We start from the raw sequence: 16,211 nt of genomic DNA on the forward strand, positions 1-16,211 counted from the left end.
CCTTGGCAGAACCTGATCCGCGGGCTGGCGTTATCGCGTCAGCTCGCGCATTCCTTTTTCCAGCCCGGCCAGAGTCATCGGCACCATCCGATCCTGAAAAATCTCGCGGATCATTTCGATTGAGTGGGTATATTCCCAATACTTCTCAGGCACTGGGTTAATCCACAGGTTCGATGCCCATTGGTCGCGTGCCCGCTGCAGCCAGATCTGGCCAGCCTCCTGGTTCCAATGTTCATTGGCACCGCCGGGATAGGCGACCTCATAAGGGCTCATCGAGGCGTCACCGACGAAGATGCATTTGTAATCGGGACCATAGGTGCGCAACACCTCATGGGTCGGCGTCTGCTGGTCCCAGCGGCGGATGTTGTCACGCCAGACACCTTCGTACAGGCAGTTGTGGAAGTAGTAATATTCCAGATGCTTGAATTCGGTTCTTGCGGCCGAGAACAGCTCTTCCACCACTTTGATATGTGGGTCCATTGAGCCTCCGACGTCCAGAAACAACAGAACCTTGACGGCATTGTGCCGTTCGGGCCGGGTTTTGACGTCTAGATATCCATGCTCAGCTGTTGCGCGGATGGTGCCGTCCAGATCAAGCTCTTCCGCCGCACCCTCGCGGGCCCAGCGGCGCAGTCGCTTTAGCGCGACCTTGATGTTGCGCGTGCCCAGCTCGACCGTGTCGTCCAGGTTCTTGAATTCGCGCTTGTCCCAAACCTTGACCGCACGCTGATGGCGGCTTTCCTTCTGGCCGATCCGCACACCTTCCGGGTTGTACCCGTAGGCTCCGAAGGGCGACGTTCCAGCCGTACCGATCCACTTGTTGCCACCTTGATGGCGGCCTTGTTGATCCTTGAGCCGCTCTTTCAGCGTCTCCATCAGCTTGTCAAACCCGCCAAGGGACTCGATCTCGGCTTTTTCCTCTTCGCTGAGGTGCTTTTCCGCCATCTTCGCCAGCCATTCGGCAGGGATGTCGACAGCTTCGAGGACCTGTTCGAACCCGATCTGTTCCAGCCCTTCAAAGCTGGCGGCAAAAGCGCGGTCGAACTTGTCGATATTGCGTTCGTCCTTCACCATCGACACGCGGGCGAGGTAATAGAACGCCTCGACATCATAGGTTGCCAGCCCCTTTTTCATACCCTCCAGAAAGGTCAGATATTCCCGCAGGGATACGGGGATACCGGCTTTGCGAAGGTTTTCGAAAAAGGGAACAAACATGGGCTACACCACAAAGCGAACCAGAACCAAGGACAGGATAAGCCCGACCAGCGCAAAGGCGATTCCATATCCGGCTGCATATTGCGCGATATCGGCGCCGCTGCCGTTGCGTTTGCGCGCGGTCAGCGCCCCAAGGAGCGCACCCAGCACCGCCAGTCCCAGAACCACTATCATGCGTTAATCGCCCCCGTTAATTGACTGGTCCTTCTGCGACGTCCTGCATAAGCGACCGGGCCACTACATCCGAGCCAAAGCCGTATCGTGCCCATCTCAGACTGTCCAGCCTGACGGAACGTGCCTCTGCGGAACGGCCTATTTCATTCAGGACCTCGGCTTTCAGCAACAACAACGTTGCAAGCTGCGAGGCGTTCTCGGCCCGTGTCATCACGTTAATAGCGTCGTCGATTTCGGGCAGGAACTCTGGCCCATTGCCCTGCGAAAGCGCAAAGGCGCCCAGTTGGGTCGTGATGTAGGATTGATGCAATTCGGTGCCCGGTGTAGCGCGCAGAAACTGCAGGGCAATATCATATTGGCGCAATGCTTCATGCGGATCATCGAACTGTTCCATTCGGCCCATCAGGTAATGAGGGTAAGCGCGCCGGTGATCGGTCCAACCTTGTTCCTTGCCAATTCGGGCTGCCTTGCGGGCCTGCCTCATGCGCGATTGCTGGCTGCGATTGGATTGCAAGGATTTCTGAATTGCTGAAATCCAGGCTCGTGGAGTTTCCGACATGGGCTGTACCGGCACCGCATCACCGCGCGGATTCAGACGCGAGAGAATTTCGGGTATGGCCGTTTCGACCTGTTCACGTGTCATACCGCTGTGCAGTTGGGATGAATATGCGGCCTTCAGGATCAACATGTCGAACCCGGTCAGGACCGTGTGGATATTGTCATCGTTGAATACCGAGTCAGGAAGGCGATACAGGTCATTCAGCGGGCCAAGCGCCTGTGCGATCTCTTCGTGCAGGCAGTCACGTTTTTCCTGCGGACTTGCATCGGCGGGAATGAAGATGCCCAGTCGCTGACGGCTGCTCAGTTTGGTCCAGCTGCTTTTCTGTTTGAACCGATCCCGGCGGTACTCCTCAAGGCTTGAGGCATTGGGTACCACGAAACATGCAGCCTGAGGCAGGATGGCCTGAATCTCTTTTTGACTGACCGCCGCGATCGTGATGTTGGCCTGACCGTCCTTGATCTGTTTGATGTCTATCCCGGCCTCGGTGCGCAGACGGGTCAGCAGGCGGCCCAGATCCTTTTGAAGCGAGGGCGTCGCAGCCCCGGTCAACCGCACCGTGATCGGGGTTTCGAACCGCGTAAAAACAGGCAGTTCCGTACCCCCTTCCAGTGCGAAATGCAGAGAGATGAAATCCGCTGCCATGTTCTCATTCGACCGCGCCGGAGGCGAGGGATATGCACGCGTAAAGGACTTGGCAGGGGGCAGGGGTGGTTCGACGTCCACAATCTCGGGTGGGCTTTCGGCAGGCTCAATCGTGGCACATGCGGTCAGGACAAAACTGATCAAGATTGCGACCCATCGCGTCATGGGCGCTGATACTTGATGAAAGGTGTCTGTTTGCCGATCCTGTCATAGAGCTTTCGCGCGGTATGGTTGAAATCCTGAGTCAGCCAATAGACAGACGGAGCACCTTGCCGGTCCGCTTCTTCGTAAACGGCCTGAATCAAAGCGCGACCGACCCCCATGCCGCGCGCCTCGGGGCGGGCGAATAGGTCCTGCAAGTAGCACACGCTTTCTTCCTTCCAGGCATGGCGGTGGAACAGAAAGTGGGTCAAACCCACAAGCCCTCCGTCGGCCTGCGCGACGAAACAAGAAAAATCGTTCGGATCATCGCCCAGCAGTCGCGAGAAAGTGCTGTCATAGACGGAATCCGGAACCGTCGTTTCATAAAACGCCAGATAGTCCCGCCACATATCCGCCCAGTCCTCGCGATCAGTCGGATGCAAGGCTCGAATTGTTACTGTTTCTGGCATTGCTGAGTCCCGTTGGGTCTGATGGTAAATTGCCCGGACAAGCCGGGCAACCTGAGACCAATGCTTGCATCCGAGACTTGCTAAGGCAAGCGGCGATCACCGAGGGTTTACCGGCTCAGCGTTTGTTGCGGGCCATGAATGCCAGGCGTTCGAACAGGTGCACGTCCTGTTCATTCTTAAGCAGCGCACCGTGCAGTTTGGGCAGGGCATTGGCGCCATCGCGCTTGAGGTCTTCGGCGGTCAGGTCCTCGGCCAGCAGCAGCTTGAGCCAGTCCAGCACCTCTGAGGTTGATGGCTTTTTCTTCAGGCCCTGAGTTTCGCGAATCTCATAGAACTGGGTCAGAGCCGTTGTCAAAAGCGCATCTTTGATGCCGGGATGATGGACCTCGACGATGCGGCGCATCGTGGCCTCATCAGGGAACCGGATATAGTGAAAGAAACACCGGCGCAGGAAGGCGTCGGGCAGTTCCTTTTCATTGTTCGATGTGATGATGACGATCGGACGGTTCTTGGCGCGGATCGTTTCGCTGGTCTCGTAGACGTGAAACTCCATCTTATCGAGCTCTTGCAGCAGATCGTTCGGAAACTCGATATCGGCCTTGTCGATCTCGTCGATCAACAACACGACCTTTTCATCGGTTTCAAAGGCCTGCCACAATTTACCCTTGCGGATATAGTTCGACACGTCGTGCACGCGCTCTTCACCCAACTGGCTGTCGCGCAGACGACTGACGGCATCGTATTCATACAGTCCCTGCTGCGCGCGGGTGGTGGATTTCACGTTCCACTCGATCATCCGCAGCCCCAACGCTCCGGCCACCTGCTTGGCCAACTCGGTCTTGCCAGTTCCCGGCTCACCTTTGACCAGCAAGGGACGTTCCAGCGTCACGGCGGCATTTACCGCAATGGTCAGATCGTCTGTGGCGACGTATTCGGCTGTTCCTTGGAAACGTGCGGTCATTGGCCCCTCATCAAGTGTCGCGCGAAATGCGCCCTTGGGGTTACCGCGCAGCAGAAATTTTGACAAGCTAGGTCGCTGCGTCGCATGAAGGGAAATTGCCGAGTAACTACAATGCTTTTGGTTGATTCGTGCGCTAACATCCGGTGCCGTCTTTTTGGAGTTGCCCTGAAATGGTCAGTTAATTTTCACAGAAAAACAAGGTTTTGTTGTTTGGTTGGACGTATTTAGATCAAGCGCAATGGCGCGGCGCCGGGGCGACGTTTGCATAGTGACAATTACTGCGCTGTCAGATAAACGCTCCGCAGAAGGGGATTGCCGCATGTCAGGTAATGAGAGAGTGACCGGCGTTGCAGGCCACACCGAGGGAGCAAAAATGAAGCAGGAAGTTTTTCTGCCTGAAGATTACCGTCCAGCTGAAGACGAACCATTTATGAATGACAGGCAGCTAGAGTATTTTCGTCGCAAGCTGCTGGATTGGAAAAACGAACTAATGGCTGGCAGCCGCGATACGATCGAAGGGCTGCAGGACAATACCCGTAACATTCCGGATGTCGCTGACCGCGCAAGCGAAGAAACCGATCGCGCGCTGGAACTGCGCACCCGCGATCGTCAGCGCAAGCTGGTTGCCAAGATCGATTCTGCCATGCGCCGGATTGATGAAGGCGAGTACGGCTATTGCGAGATGACCGGTGATCCGATTTCGCTGAAACGTTTGGATGCGCGCCCAATCGCGACCATGACGCTTGAGGCGCAGGAACGGCATGAGCGTCGCGAAAAGGTCCACCGCGACGATTGATCGCTGGGAAAATCTGATAACATAGACGCCGGGGCCTTTTGCTCCGGCGTTTTTGCGTTAAGCCGGTGACATGAACATCAGCGGATCGAAATTCGGCATAGTCGGAGGTGGCATTGGCGGCCTCGCGGCTGCTTTGACCCTGCGACAGCGCGGCGCCGTGGTGACCGTGTTTGAGCAGGCACCAGAATTGACCGAGGTTGGCGCGGGCCTTCAGATCAGCGCCAACGGGATGGCTGTGCTGCGTGCGCTGAAGGTTGTTGCGGACACGCCCGAGGCTGGGCTTTTGTCCCATGGAACGGTCCTTCGTGATTACCGGGCAGGGCGGCTGGTCTGCAAAATCGTGCCACCCTCTGCCGGGCCTACCTATTATTACCATCGCGCTGACCTGCTTGATCTTCTCTACAAAGCGGCGGTTCAAAAAGGGGTAGAGTTTCACCTTGGTGCGCGTGTGGAACGGGTGCGAAAGCACCCGTCCGAGGCCGAAATTATCCTCGATACGGGGGCGAGATTTCGGGTTGATTGTGCAGTCGCCGCGGACGGCGGCCAAAGTGCAATTCGTGCTGACCTGACTAGCAGGGAAACACCGAAATTCACACATCAGGTTGCCTGGCGCGCGACGATTCCATGGGACCGACGCAACAAGAACCCTTGCGCTGTGCTAACCATGGGGCCGGGACGGCATGTAGTGACGTATCCTTTGCGCGATCAGACCCTGATGAACATCGTGGCAATCGAAGAGAGGTCTGACTGGCAGGAAGAAGGCTGGCGTCTGCGCGGTGACCCCGAAGAGCTGAAGGCGCGATTTGCAGGTTTTGGCGGCTTGGTCAAAGAGATTTTGCAAGAGGTTCAGGACCCGAATATCTGGGCATTGTTCCTGCGCCCTGTTGCTGAATGCTGGCAGAATGGGCGTGTGGCGCTTTTGGGCGACGCAGCTCATCCGACGCTGCCTTTCATGGCCCAAGGTGCTTGCCTTGCACTAGAAGATGCCTGGGCTCTGGGGCGGTCTTTCGAAGAACAATCCGGCGTTTCGCAAGCACTGGCCTCCTATGAAGCGACCCGTCGCCAGCGGGCAACTCGGGTGGTCGCTGCCGCTGGAGCCAACGCGCGCAACTTCCATCTACGTGGCCCTATGCGTGTCGGGGCGCAACTGGCGTTGATGGCAGTTGGATCGCGGTTGGGCCGAAAATATGATTGGATCTATGAGTTCGATGCCACGGCTTAGCCGATTACAGATCTAGATCTATCCAAACCGGAACATGATCTGACGGTTTTTCGTGCCCCCGAATTTCGGAATCGATTTTGCAATCGCGCAACAGGTCAGCGGCCTGAGGGGTCAGAAGGAAATGATCAATACGAATCCCGTCATTTCGGTTCCACGCACCCGCTTGATAATCCCAGAATGAATAATGTTCCGGACCTTGCGTGCCAGCGCGAAAGGCCTCGGTGAAGCCGAGATTCAGAATTTTCCGAAATGCGGCCCGGCTTTCAGGGCGAAACAATGCATCCTCGCGCCAGGCATCGGGACGCGCTGCGTCTTCGGCCTGGGGAATGATGTTGTAATCACCTGCCATCAGCGCGGGCTCTTCACCGTTCATCAGATCGCGGGCGCGATGATAGAGCCGTTCCATCCAGGCGAGTTTATACTCATATTTCGGCCCTGGGGCGGGGTTGCCGTTCGGCAGATAAAGCCCGCAGATACGCAGCGCCTGTTTGCCGACGACCGTGGCCTCGATCCAGCGGGCCTGTTCATCCTCATCATCACCGGGCAAACCCCGCGAGACGTCCTCGAGCGGTAGCTTTGACAGAATGGCAACGCCGTTAAAGCTTTTCTGACCGTGCGTTTCCACGTTGTACCCGCGCGCCTCAAAGATCTCTCTGGGGAAGTTATCGTCGACAGACTTGATCTCTTGCAGCAGCACAACATCGGGCTGGGCATCATCCAGCCAACGCGGCAATGCTTCGGCCCGCGCCTTGATGCCGTTGATGTTGAATGTGGCGATTTTCATGCGCGACCCTCCGACAGTCCTTGGCAACCTATCGCCCAGAACGGGCCCAACGGCAAGGCGGAGAACAGGTTTGCGAGGCGCTGCCTCGCGCTCCGAGGTATTTTTGGCCAGATGAAGAAACGGACCGTTAACCAGAATCTCCGAAAATCAGCTGGCGGTACAGGCGGAGGCGCCGATGACCGCGCCAGGTGAAGCTCTCCGGTCTAGAAATCGGAGAGCGGATCCCTGCTTCATCTGGCTAGAAATACCTTGGGGGTGTGGGGGTGAAACCCCCACGGGTGATCACATTGAAAACGAAGTGCCGCAGCCGCAGGAGGAGGTGGCGTTTGGGTTTTCGATAACAAAGCGTGCGCCGATCAGTTCTTGCGTGAAATCAATCACCGCATTTTCAAGAAACGGCAGTGAGATTGCGTCGACAATGACTTTCTGCCCCTTACCCTCAAGAACCAAATCGTCGTCTTTGGGTTTGTCCAATGCAATTTCGTACTGAAAGCCCGAACACCCGCCGCCTTCGACAGCGACACGCAGGGCTTGACCCTGATCGGCCGCGCCGATCTCGGCAAGGCGGTCAAAGGCGCGTTCTGTAACTGTCGGGGGCAGATTCATGCCAAACTCCAAAGGTTTATTTCTTAACCACTCTACCATATAGAAAGCCCAAGGACAGGCGACAAGGACAAGACCGTTGGACAGAGCAGGTTTTGCCTCGGATCCCGACCGCGCAAGAGGGCGGTTGGTGCCAGAGGAAGAGAGCAGTTTCCGGTCATGCTTTCAGCGCGACCGGGACCGGATCATTCATGCCAGCGCCTTTCGGCGGCTCAAGCACAAGACCCAAGTTTTTGTTGAGCACGAAGGGGATAGCTATCGGACCCGTTTGACCCATTCGATCGAGGTGGCGCAAGTGGCGCGGACGATTGCCGGGGCCTTGGGTTTGAATCCAGAACTGACTGAAGCGGTTGCCCTGGCCCATGATCTTGGCCACACGCCGTTCGGACATACTGGCGAGGATGCTTTGCATGAGATCATGCAGCCGTATGGTGGGTTCGATCATAACGCGCAGGCCATTCGGATCGTGACCCGGCTTGAGCGTCATTATGCCGAGTTCGATGGGTGCAACCTTACGTGGGAAACCCTTGAAGGTATTGCGAAACACAACGGCCCGGTGGAAGGGGCACTGCCCTGGGCGCTGGCGGAGTGCAATGCGGCGTTTGATCTTGAACTGTACACGCACGCAAGCGCAGAGGCGCAGGTGGCGGCCTTGTCTGACGACATCGCCTATAACAATCATGACCTGTTGGACGGGCTGAGGGCGGAGTTGTTCAGCGACGAGGACATTCAGCGACTGCCGATCGTGGGCGACTGTTATGCGGAGGTGGATCGCAAGTACCCGGGCCTCGACCCCTATCGCCGTCGGCATGAGGCATTGCGGCGGGTGTTTGGGGTTATGGTGTCGGACGTGATCGACACGTCTCGGGCTCTGATCGCAGGGTCCGGTGCCCAGAGCGTCGAAGAGATCCGGCATCTTGGCTATCCGGTCATTCAGTTCTCAACAAGCCTTTGGGCGCAACTGAAGGAAATTCGCGCTTTCCTGTTTTCGCGGATGTACAGGGCGCCGTCGGTGATGACGGTGCGCGCCGAGGTCAGCAAAGTGGTCGAGGATTTGTTTCCAATCTACCTTGGCGATCCGAAGCAGATGCCCGCGCGCTGGCACGCGGACATTGAAGAGGCTGAGGATGAGACTGCCTTAGCCCGGATCGTATCGGACTATATTGCCGGGATGACCGACAGGTTTGCGCTACAGGATCATGCCAGACTGACTGGCCACCCGATACCGGCGGATCACTCGACCCCGATATAGGCCAAAGCCCAGACTTGTTGGCCCGTCTGATCCTGTGCTGCCTCAGCTTCGTCGGTTGGCGGGAAAACGATCATCGTTGGGCCATATCCTCCGATCCCCATGGGGGCGCCGTCGGCGTGGGTCGCAAGGATGGGCTGATAGGTCGAAATGCTTTGCCAGGGAATTTCTGCCTGGTACCCATCCATTGCCATTGGTTTGGCCGTTTTACCTTCGGCACCAGCCATGACCATCACATCAGACAGAAGCGGGCCGCTAAAGGTAATGTCGCGTTGGTTGGCCTCTGTGCCGTAGGGAATTGTGATCTCGACCTGATCCAAACTATCCAGCAATGCCGCGTCAAAGCCAGCTGCCCCGTCATGGGTGACCTCCAGATATCCCAGCAAGCCGCCGTCATTCTCGCCGCGCGCGGGCAGGTTGGTTTCCCGAACCGCGCCGCCAAGGGTGACCAGCACATGGCCTTGCGGGGCAGGCATTTCAGCAAAAGCCGGAAGGGCGGTCGACAAGATCAGACCAAGGGGCAGGGCAAAACGCATGGGATTCTCCGTTTAGGTGTATCTGACAGACCTTAGCGGGGAGGGGTCTTTATCCAAGCGCAAATTGAATGCCTCCATTGACCTTGCGGTGTTGCGTGGTAAACCGCCGGGCAAGCAAAAGGACATTCGAAATGAACCTGTTTTCCGAGATCCGCAGCCTTGTGCTGGACGCGTTGGCACAGATGCAGTCCGAAGGCGTGCTGCCCGAAGGGTTGAGCTTTGACAACGTGGCGGTCGAGCCTCCACGTGATGCGGCGCATGGCGATATGGCAACGAATGCGGCGATGGTGCTGGCAAAGCCCGCCAAGATGAAGCCGCGCGACATTGCCGATGCGCTGGCTGGAAAGCTGGCAGAGGATGATCGGATCACAAGTGCAGAGGTTGCCGGGCCGGGGTTCTTGAACCTGCGGTTGGCGCCATCAGTCTGGCAGGGTGTTCTGGCTGCGGTGCTGCAACAGGGCACGGATTATGGCCGCTCGACCATGGGGCATGGGCAGAAGGTGAACGTGGAATACGTCTCGGCCAACCCGACCGGCCCCTTGCATGTGGGTCATACGCGGGGCGCGGTGTTTGGCGATGCGCTGGCAAGCTTGCTGGCCTATTCCGGCCATATCGTGACCCGTGAATACTATATCAACGATGGCGGTGCGCAGGTCGATGTGCTGGCACGCTCGGCTTACGAACGGTACCGCGAGGCAAACGGGCTGAGCCCCGAGATTGCCGAAGGCCTGTATCCTGGCGACTATCTGATCCCGATTGGCGAGGCGTTGAAAGAGAAATACGGTGACAGCCTGATCGACAAGCCGGAAAGCGACTGGCTGGAGGATCTGCGCGAGTTTTCGACAGAAGCGATGATGGACCTGATCCGTGCCGACCTGAAGGCGCTGGGCGTTGAGATGGATGTGTTCTTCTCGGAAAAGTCGCTCTATGGCACGGGTCGGATTGAAGCTGCGTTGCAATCCCTGACCGACAAGGGCCTGATCTATGAGGGCGTGCTGGAACCGCCCAAGGGCAAAAAGCCCGAAGATTGGGAACCACGTGAGCAGACCCTGTTCAAATCGACCGAGCATGGCGACGACGTGGATCGCCCGGTCAAGAAATCGGACGGGAGCTGGACCTATTTTGCCCCGGATATCGCCTATCACTATGACAAAGTGACCCGTGGGTTTGACGCGTTGATCGATGTGTTCGGCGCTGACCACGGTGGCTATGTCAAACGGATGAAGGCCGCAGTATCCGCTCTGTCCGATGGCAAGGTACCGCTGGATATCAAGCTAACCCAGTTGGTGAAACTGTGGAAGAACGGCGAGCCGTTCAAGATGTCCAAGCGGGCAGGGAACTTCGTCACATTGCGTGATGTGGTCGATCAGGTTGGCCCGGATGTGACCCGCTTCGTGATGCTGACCCGCAAGAATGACGCTGCCCTGGATTTTGACTTTGACAAGGTGTTGGAACAAAGCCGCGAGAACCCCGTTTTCTACGTCCAATATGCCCATGCCCGCGTGATGAGTGTTCTGCGCCGTGCAGCTGAGGCCGGGATCGACGCGCAGGACCCAGCGCTTAAAAGCGCCGATCTGGGTAAGATCGACCATGCCTCTGAGCTGACTGTTGCCAAGAAGCTGGCCGAATGGCCGCGTCTGGTTGAGATCGCCGCGCGCACCAATGAGCCGCACCGGGTTGCCTTCTATCTGTATGAACTTGCAGGGGATTTCCACGCGCTTTGGAACAAGGGAAACGATGAAACCCAGCTGCGGTTTATTCAGGATGGCGATGTTGCCACAAGCCAGTCAAAAATCGCACTGGCCCGGTCTGTTTCTGTTGTGATTTCAGCAGGCTTGGGTATTCTTGGCGTTACTCCGGCGCAGGAGATGCGGTGAACAACACCGTCCGAACCGCCGGTACGAGGTAGGCAAGAAATGACCCGCGCGCCTTATTTTCGGCGCTAAACGGGCGGTGAGGCGGACATGGCAAGTTACGATTACCCGGGGCAAATGCGCCCCGAGCAGATGCATTATACGAATCAAGCTCATCCTCAGGATGGGTATGACCTCCCTAATGACTTGCACGGATATGACGAAACGCCCCATCCCGCAGGTTTGGGTCGTATTGTTAGTGCTCTGGGTGCTGTTGCATCATTGGCGCTGGTCGCTGGCATCGGTGTTTGGGGTTACAATTTGGTAATGCGCGATGTGAGTGGCGTGCCGGTTGTTCGGGCCTTAGATGGACCAATGCGTATTCAGCCGGATAGCCCGGGTGGCACCCCTGCGGATCATCAGGGTTTGGCCGTGAACACGGTTGCGGCAGTGGGCACAGCAGCGCCGCCTGCTGATCGGCTGATCCTTGCACCGCGCCCGGTTTCCCTGACAGATGAAGATACTCCGGTGGCACCGTTGCAACCGACACCTGCCGTACATGTGGTCGATGAAAACGTCTCTGACCGGACGGCCACACAGATGCGCCAGGGCGCGGTTGATACACTGGTTGCTGAACTGGCGGGAGAGGCGGAAAATTCCGATCAGGTTGGCGAGCAAAGTTTTCAGTTGGCCTCTTTGACCATCCCCGAGGAAGAGCCTGCTATTGATCCGGCTGATCTGGCTGCATCGCAACCGGACCCAGAACTGGCGGCTTTGCCTGGTGTGCGCCGGTCGCTGCGCCCGGTCCTGCGCCCCGCTGGCGGTGTGCGCAGCGCAATTACGTCAAACAGCACTACCGAAAACGCGATCAACGCGGCGGTCAAAGCTGCGGTCGGCTTGGATGTGGATCCTGAAACTCTGACCAAGGGCACCCGTATGGCCCAGCTTGGCGCCTATGAAAATTCGGACGTCGCGCGCTCGGAATGGGATCGCATGAATGGACGATTCGGGGATTATATGATTGGAAAACAGCGCGTTATACAGAAAACCTCAAGCGGTGGGCGGACTTTCTATCGTCTTCGGGTTCTGGGGTTTGACGATCTGAGCGACTCGCGCCAATTCTGTGCCGCTTTGCAGGCCGAAGGCGCTGATTGCATTCCGGTTGCCGCGCGGTGAATTTCGGCGCAGTCATTACGGACGCTGAAGGTCTGCGCCTGACGTCTGACGAGAAAAAACTGTTCCGAGAGATGAACCCATTCGGGTTCATTCTGTTTGCCCGTAATATCGAGTCTGCGGATCAGGTGCGCGCCCTATGCGACGATTTCCGCGAGGCTGTGGGGCGTAACTGCCCGATCACTGTTGATCAAGAGGGTGGACGTGTGCAACGTCTGCGCACACCGCTGGCACGGGAATGGATGCCGCCGTTGGATCACGTGGCCCAGAGCGGAGAGCAGGCCGAACGTGCCATGTATCTGCGCTATCGCCTGATTGCGAATGAACTGTTCGAGCTTGGGATCGACAGCAACTGCGCCCCCATGGTGGATCTGGCCCGGAACGAGACGCATCCGTTCCTTAAAAACCGCTGCTATGGATCTGATCCCAAAATGGTTTCTCGGATCGGTCGTGCGGCTGCCGAGGGGCATTTGGATGGCGGTGTATTGCCGGTGCTCAAACACATGCCGGGTCATGGTTTGTCCACGCTGGACAGCCATCATGACCTGCCCCATGTCGATCTGACGCAAGAGGAGCTGACCGAAGCAGATTTCGGCCCGTTTCGGGATTTGAACGATCTGCCCATGGGGATGACGGCGCATCTGGTCTATGACCGGATTGACCCTCAACCTGCTACGATTTCTCGGACCATGATCAGCCTGATCCGCAAAACGATCGGGTTTGGCGGGCTGATCATGACGGACGATATCTCGATGAAGGCCCTGAGCGGAAATCCAGAAGAGATTGCCAATCAGGCGCTAACTGCAGGGTGCGATGTGGTTTTGTACTGCAACGGCTCTTTTGATGCCCGTGCTAAGGTGCTGAGCACCGCCGAAAAGATGTCCGAACAGGCACAGAAACGCGCTGAACGGGCGTTGGCGATGCGCAAAGCCCCGCAGGAACTTGACATCCAAGCCGCCGAAGCCGAACTTTCTCGCCTAATGGGCGGGCAGGTGTATGTCGGATAATCTTTTTAGCGAAGACCCCGTCTCGGTCGCGGATCGCCTTGCGGCAGAGGCATTGATCGTAGATGTCGACGGGTTCGAAGGCCCGCTCGATGTGCTGCTGATGCTGTCGCGCACGCAAAAGGTTGATCTGCGCAAAATCTCGGTTCTGGCGCTGGCGCAGCAATATCTGTCCTTCGTGGAAAAGGCGCGGGCGCTGCGGATCGAATTGGCCGCCGACTATCTGGTGATGGCGGCATGGCTGGCCTTTCTGAAATCGCGCTTGCTGCTGCCTCCGGATCCGAATGACGAAGGCCCCTCGGGCGAAGAACTGGCCGCGCATCTGGCGTTTCAGCTAGAGCGGCTTCAGGCCATGCGCGATGCTGCCGCCCGATTGATGGGGCGCGATCAGCTGGGGCGCGATTTCTTCAAACGTGGGCAGGGCGAGGATGTTACGCGCATCCGCACCGTGACCTATTCCGCCACGCTGCTGGACCTGATGCAGGGCTATGCCCGCATTCGCACCCGTGATGAATTCCGCCCCTTTGTCATGGACCGTGACGCCGTATTCACGATGGAACAGGCGCTGGAACGTATGCGCCCGCTGATCGGCTTTGCCGGGGCCTGGACGGATATGGAGACCTATCTGCCCGAGGGCTGGGATGCCGACCCGGTGCGCAGGCGGTCCGCGACGGCGGCTACTTTTGCGGCCTCACTTGAGTTGGTGAAAGAAGGGCATATGGAAATACAGCAGAGCGAAACTTTTGCTCCGATACAACTACGCAAGAGGACCCAATCCCGTGACTGACGCGCCTCAGGAAGAAGGTACCGGCACCCTGTTCGAAGCCCCGCCTATGGCCGAGCAAGAACGCATGGTTGAGGCCGTGTTATTCGCCAGTGCCGAGCCGGTGACGATTGCCGATCTTGAAGTGCGAATGCCCCATGGCAGCGACGCGTCACAGGCGGTGGAAATGCTTAAGAAACGCTATGAAGGGCGTGGTGTTCGTGTGGTTCAGGTTGGTGAATCCTGGGCCATTCGCACTGCCCCAGACTTGGGTTTTCTGATGCAAAAAGAAACGGTTGAAACCCGCAAGCTCAGCCGGGCCGCGATCGAAACGCTGGCGATTGTGGCATATCACCAACCCTGTACACGTGCCGAGATCGAAGAAATTCGCGGCGTATCGGTCTCGCGCGGGACCATCGACCAACTGTTGGAGATGGAGTGGATCAGACTGGGTCGTCGTCGCATGACGCCGGGCCGTCCGGTGACTTTCGTGGTGACTCCGCAGTTTCTGGATCACTTTGGGCTGGAGAACGCCCGCGATTTGCCGGGGTTGAAAGAATTGCGCGCTGCCGGTTTGCTGGAGAACAGACCGCCTCCGGGAACGATCCCACTGGGAGAGGGGCAGGAAGACGAAGATCAAACCGAACTGTTCGAGGAAGAGTGATCACGTGGCCCTTTTGTTGCCGCACAAATCGACTATTTAGAAGCCTGGAAATCGGAGTTGAGCAATGAATGCCAATCGTATCATTGACATGATCGTGCGACAGGTCATGCGGCGGCTTGTCATCAAAGGGGTGGACAAGGGGTTCGACATAGCCAGCCGCGTGGGCCAGAAGTCGGGGCAAGAGCAGCCGCCGCACGAGAGCTCAGGTGCCTCTGATCAGTTGCAGGCGGACGGAAACCGCCAACGTCAGAACATGCGTCAAGCCCAACGCGTGGCCAATCAGATGCGCCGGTTTATCCGGTTCTGATCAGGTTACCGTTTTGAAATGCTTGGACAGTTTCAGCCCCTGTCCCTGGTAATTCGAGGCGATGCCCGCCCCGTAAAGCTGCGTGGGCATCTCTGACATCCGCTCATACACCAACCGTCCGACGACTTGTCCGTGTTCCAGCACAAATGGGGCCTCGTGACAGCGGACTTCCAACACGCCGCGTGATCCTTCGCCACCTGCGGCCGCATGGCCAAAGCCGGGGTCGAAGAATCCGGCATAATGCACCCGGAATTCCCCGACCATCGCCAGATAGGGGGCCATTTCAGCCGCATACATCGGCGGGATATGCACTGCCTCGCGGCTGACCAGAATGTAGAACGCACCTGGGTCGAGGATGATGCGCCCATCAGTGGTACGCACTTCTTCCCAATATTCTTGCGGGTCGTATTCGCCGATCCGGTCCAGATCAATGACACCGGTATGAGGTTTGGCGCGGTAGCCGACCAAATCAGTGTCGGGCAGCCGCAGGTCCACCGAGAACCCAAGCCCGTCCTGAATGACAGCGGGGCCATCGACCAGCGGGGATTCGGCGTGCAGGGCGCTTAGATCGGTATCGCTCAGCACGGCCTGTCCCTCCCGGAACCTGATCTGGTTCAGCCGCATTCCCGGACGCACCAGAACCGAGAATGAGCGGGGGCAGATCTCGGCATACAAGGGGCCGGTGTAGCCTGCAGGCACCCGGTCAAACTCGGTCCCGCCATCGGTGATCGTGCGCGTCAGAAGGTCCAGCCGCCCGGTCGAGCTTTTTGCATTGGCGGCCGCGCTCAGCCCCTGGGGCAGGGCCAGCGCTTCCATCAACGGCACTAGATAGACACAGCCCTTTTCCAGCACAGCACCTTCAGAGATATCGATGCGGTGCATCTCAAACTCCGACAAACGTTCGGCTACGGTGCGACCTTCGCCTGCCAGAAACGAGGCACGTACCCGGTAAGCAACTGTACCTAAACGCAAATCAAGGCTGGCGGGTTGAATCTGGGCGGGGATGACCTCTGGGCTTGCGGTAATCTCACCGCGAGCGATCATCGCCTCTATCTGCTGGTTCGGGCATACGCCGGTCATTCCGATCCCCCC

The 16,211-nt window shown here is 57.8% G+C and carries 18 protein-coding genes; 9 read left to right on the forward strand and 9 right to left on the reverse strand.

Annotated elements, in window-relative coordinates:
• Positions 1 to 30: 30 nt before the first annotated feature.
• From AC2FJ5_RS03805 to AC2FJ5_RS03825, 5 genes are all read right to left on the reverse strand, one after another.
• A complete protein-coding gene (locus tag AC2FJ5_RS03805; RefSeq protein ID WP_496792507.1) occupies positions 31 to 1,215 on the reverse strand; it encodes a vWA domain-containing protein in 1,185 nt (394 codons plus the stop codon).
• 3 nt (positions 1,216 to 1,218) lie between these two features.
• Positions 1,219 to 1,389 carry a hypothetical protein gene (locus AC2FJ5_RS03810; RefSeq protein ID WP_185956603.1) on the reverse strand — a complete coding sequence of 57 codons (171 nt, stop codon included), beginning with the start codon at positions 1,387 to 1,389 and terminating at the stop codon, positions 1,219 to 1,221.
• A 16-nt stretch (positions 1,390 to 1,405) separates the two neighbouring features.
• Positions 1,406 to 2,758 carry a DUF2927 domain-containing protein gene (locus AC2FJ5_RS03815; protein ID WP_496792508.1) on the reverse strand — a complete coding sequence of 451 codons (1,353 nt, stop codon included), beginning with the start codon at positions 2,756 to 2,758 and terminating at the stop codon, positions 1,406 to 1,408.
• Positions 2,755 to 3,204, reverse strand: coding sequence for a GNAT family N-acetyltransferase (locus tag AC2FJ5_RS03820; protein ID WP_271947502.1), 450 nt, complete (start codon positions 3,202 to 3,204; stop codon positions 2,755 to 2,757). Before AC2FJ5_RS03820 ends, AC2FJ5_RS03815 begins: the two co-directional genes overlap by 4 nt.
• A 115-nt stretch (positions 3,205 to 3,319) precedes the next feature.
• Positions 3,320 to 4,165 (reverse strand): AAA family ATPase, encoded by an 846-nt coding sequence (locus tag AC2FJ5_RS03825; RefSeq protein WP_271948074.1) that lies wholly within the window; start codon positions 4,163 to 4,165, stop codon positions 3,320 to 3,322.
• A gap of 373 nt (positions 4,166 to 4,538) precedes the next feature.
• Between AC2FJ5_RS03825 and dksA the strand changes: the two genes are divergently transcribed.
• Entirely contained in the window at positions 4,539 to 4,961 is a 423-nt protein-coding gene (gene dksA, locus AC2FJ5_RS03830; protein WP_142633326.1) for an RNA polymerase-binding protein DksA, read from the forward strand.
• A gap of 70 nt (positions 4,962 to 5,031) precedes the next feature.
• Positions 5,032 to 6,183, forward strand: a complete 1,152-nt coding sequence (locus tag AC2FJ5_RS03835) for an FAD-dependent monooxygenase (protein ID WP_496708541.1) — start codon at positions 5,032 to 5,034, stop codon at positions 6,181 to 6,183.
• A gap of 4 nt (positions 6,184 to 6,187) precedes the next feature.
• Here the strand turns inward: AC2FJ5_RS03835 and xth are convergent, their stop codons facing one another.
• Together xth and AC2FJ5_RS03845 are read right to left on the reverse strand one after the other, a co-directional pair.
• A complete protein-coding gene (xth, locus tag AC2FJ5_RS03840; protein WP_496691102.1) occupies positions 6,188 to 6,967 on the reverse strand; it encodes an exodeoxyribonuclease III in 780 nt (259 codons plus the stop codon).
• Between the two features lie 282 nt (positions 6,968 to 7,249).
• Positions 7,250 to 7,573 (reverse strand): HesB/IscA family protein, encoded by a 324-nt coding sequence (locus AC2FJ5_RS03845; RefSeq protein ID WP_142633331.1) that lies wholly within the window; start codon positions 7,571 to 7,573, stop codon positions 7,250 to 7,252.
• Between the two features lie 76 nt (positions 7,574 to 7,649).
• On the opposite strand from AC2FJ5_RS03845, the gene AC2FJ5_RS03850 reads away from it, so the two are divergent.
• Positions 7,650 to 8,822: a deoxyguanosinetriphosphate triphosphohydrolase gene (locus tag AC2FJ5_RS03850; RefSeq protein WP_496792510.1), complete on the forward strand. Its 1,173-nt coding sequence runs from the start codon at positions 7,650 to 7,652 to the stop codon at positions 8,820 to 8,822.
• Here AC2FJ5_RS03850 and AC2FJ5_RS03855 read toward each other — a convergent pair.
• Entirely contained in the window at positions 8,804 to 9,355 is a 552-nt protein-coding gene (locus AC2FJ5_RS03855; RefSeq protein WP_496792511.1) for a putative pterin-binding protein, read from the reverse strand. The two genes, AC2FJ5_RS03850 and AC2FJ5_RS03855, sit on opposite strands and share 19 nt — an antisense overlap.
• A 131-nt stretch (positions 9,356 to 9,486) precedes the next feature.
• On the opposite strand from AC2FJ5_RS03855, the gene argS reads away from it, so the two are divergent.
• The 6 genes from argS to AC2FJ5_RS03885 all read left to right on the forward strand — a co-directional run bounded on the left by argS (position 9,487) and on the right by AC2FJ5_RS03885 (position 15,119).
• Complete coding sequence (gene argS, locus AC2FJ5_RS03860) at positions 9,487 to 11,232, forward strand: arginine--tRNA ligase (protein ID WP_496700500.1); 1,746 nt, start codon at positions 9,487 to 9,489, stop codon at positions 11,230 to 11,232.
• An 87-nt stretch (positions 11,233 to 11,319) separates the two neighbouring features.
• Positions 11,320 to 12,384: an SPOR domain-containing protein gene (locus AC2FJ5_RS03865; RefSeq protein ID WP_496792512.1), complete on the forward strand. Its 1,065-nt coding sequence runs from the start codon at positions 11,320 to 11,322 to the stop codon at positions 12,382 to 12,384.
• Positions 12,381 to 13,388 carry a beta-N-acetylhexosaminidase gene (gene nagZ, locus AC2FJ5_RS03870; RefSeq protein ID WP_496792513.1) on the forward strand — a complete coding sequence of 336 codons (1,008 nt, stop codon included), beginning with the start codon at positions 12,381 to 12,383 and terminating at the stop codon, positions 13,386 to 13,388. The genes AC2FJ5_RS03865 and nagZ overlap by 4 nt, the downstream gene beginning before the upstream one ends.
• Positions 13,378 to 14,172 (forward strand): segregation and condensation protein A, encoded by a 795-nt coding sequence (locus tag AC2FJ5_RS03875; protein ID WP_142633343.1) that lies wholly within the window; start codon positions 13,378 to 13,380, stop codon positions 14,170 to 14,172. Before nagZ ends, AC2FJ5_RS03875 begins: the two co-directional genes overlap by 11 nt.
• Positions 14,165 to 14,812 (forward strand): SMC-Scp complex subunit ScpB, encoded by a 648-nt coding sequence (scpB, locus tag AC2FJ5_RS03880; protein WP_281994496.1) that lies wholly within the window; start codon positions 14,165 to 14,167, stop codon positions 14,810 to 14,812. Before AC2FJ5_RS03875 ends, scpB begins: the two co-directional genes overlap by 8 nt.
• A 64-nt stretch (positions 14,813 to 14,876) precedes the next feature.
• Entirely contained in the window at positions 14,877 to 15,119 is a 243-nt protein-coding gene (locus tag AC2FJ5_RS03885) for a hypothetical protein (RefSeq protein ID WP_496700497.1), read from the forward strand.
• Here AC2FJ5_RS03885 and AC2FJ5_RS03890 read toward each other — a convergent pair whose 3' ends face one another.
• Positions 15,120 to 16,199: a 2'-deoxycytidine 5'-triphosphate deaminase gene (locus AC2FJ5_RS03890; protein ID WP_496792515.1), complete on the reverse strand. Its 1,080-nt coding sequence runs from the start codon at positions 16,197 to 16,199 to the stop codon at positions 15,120 to 15,122.
• Positions 16,200 to 16,211: the final 12 nt, after the last annotated feature.

It is taken from the genome of Ruegeria sp. CDSA221 (assembly GCF_059611825.1).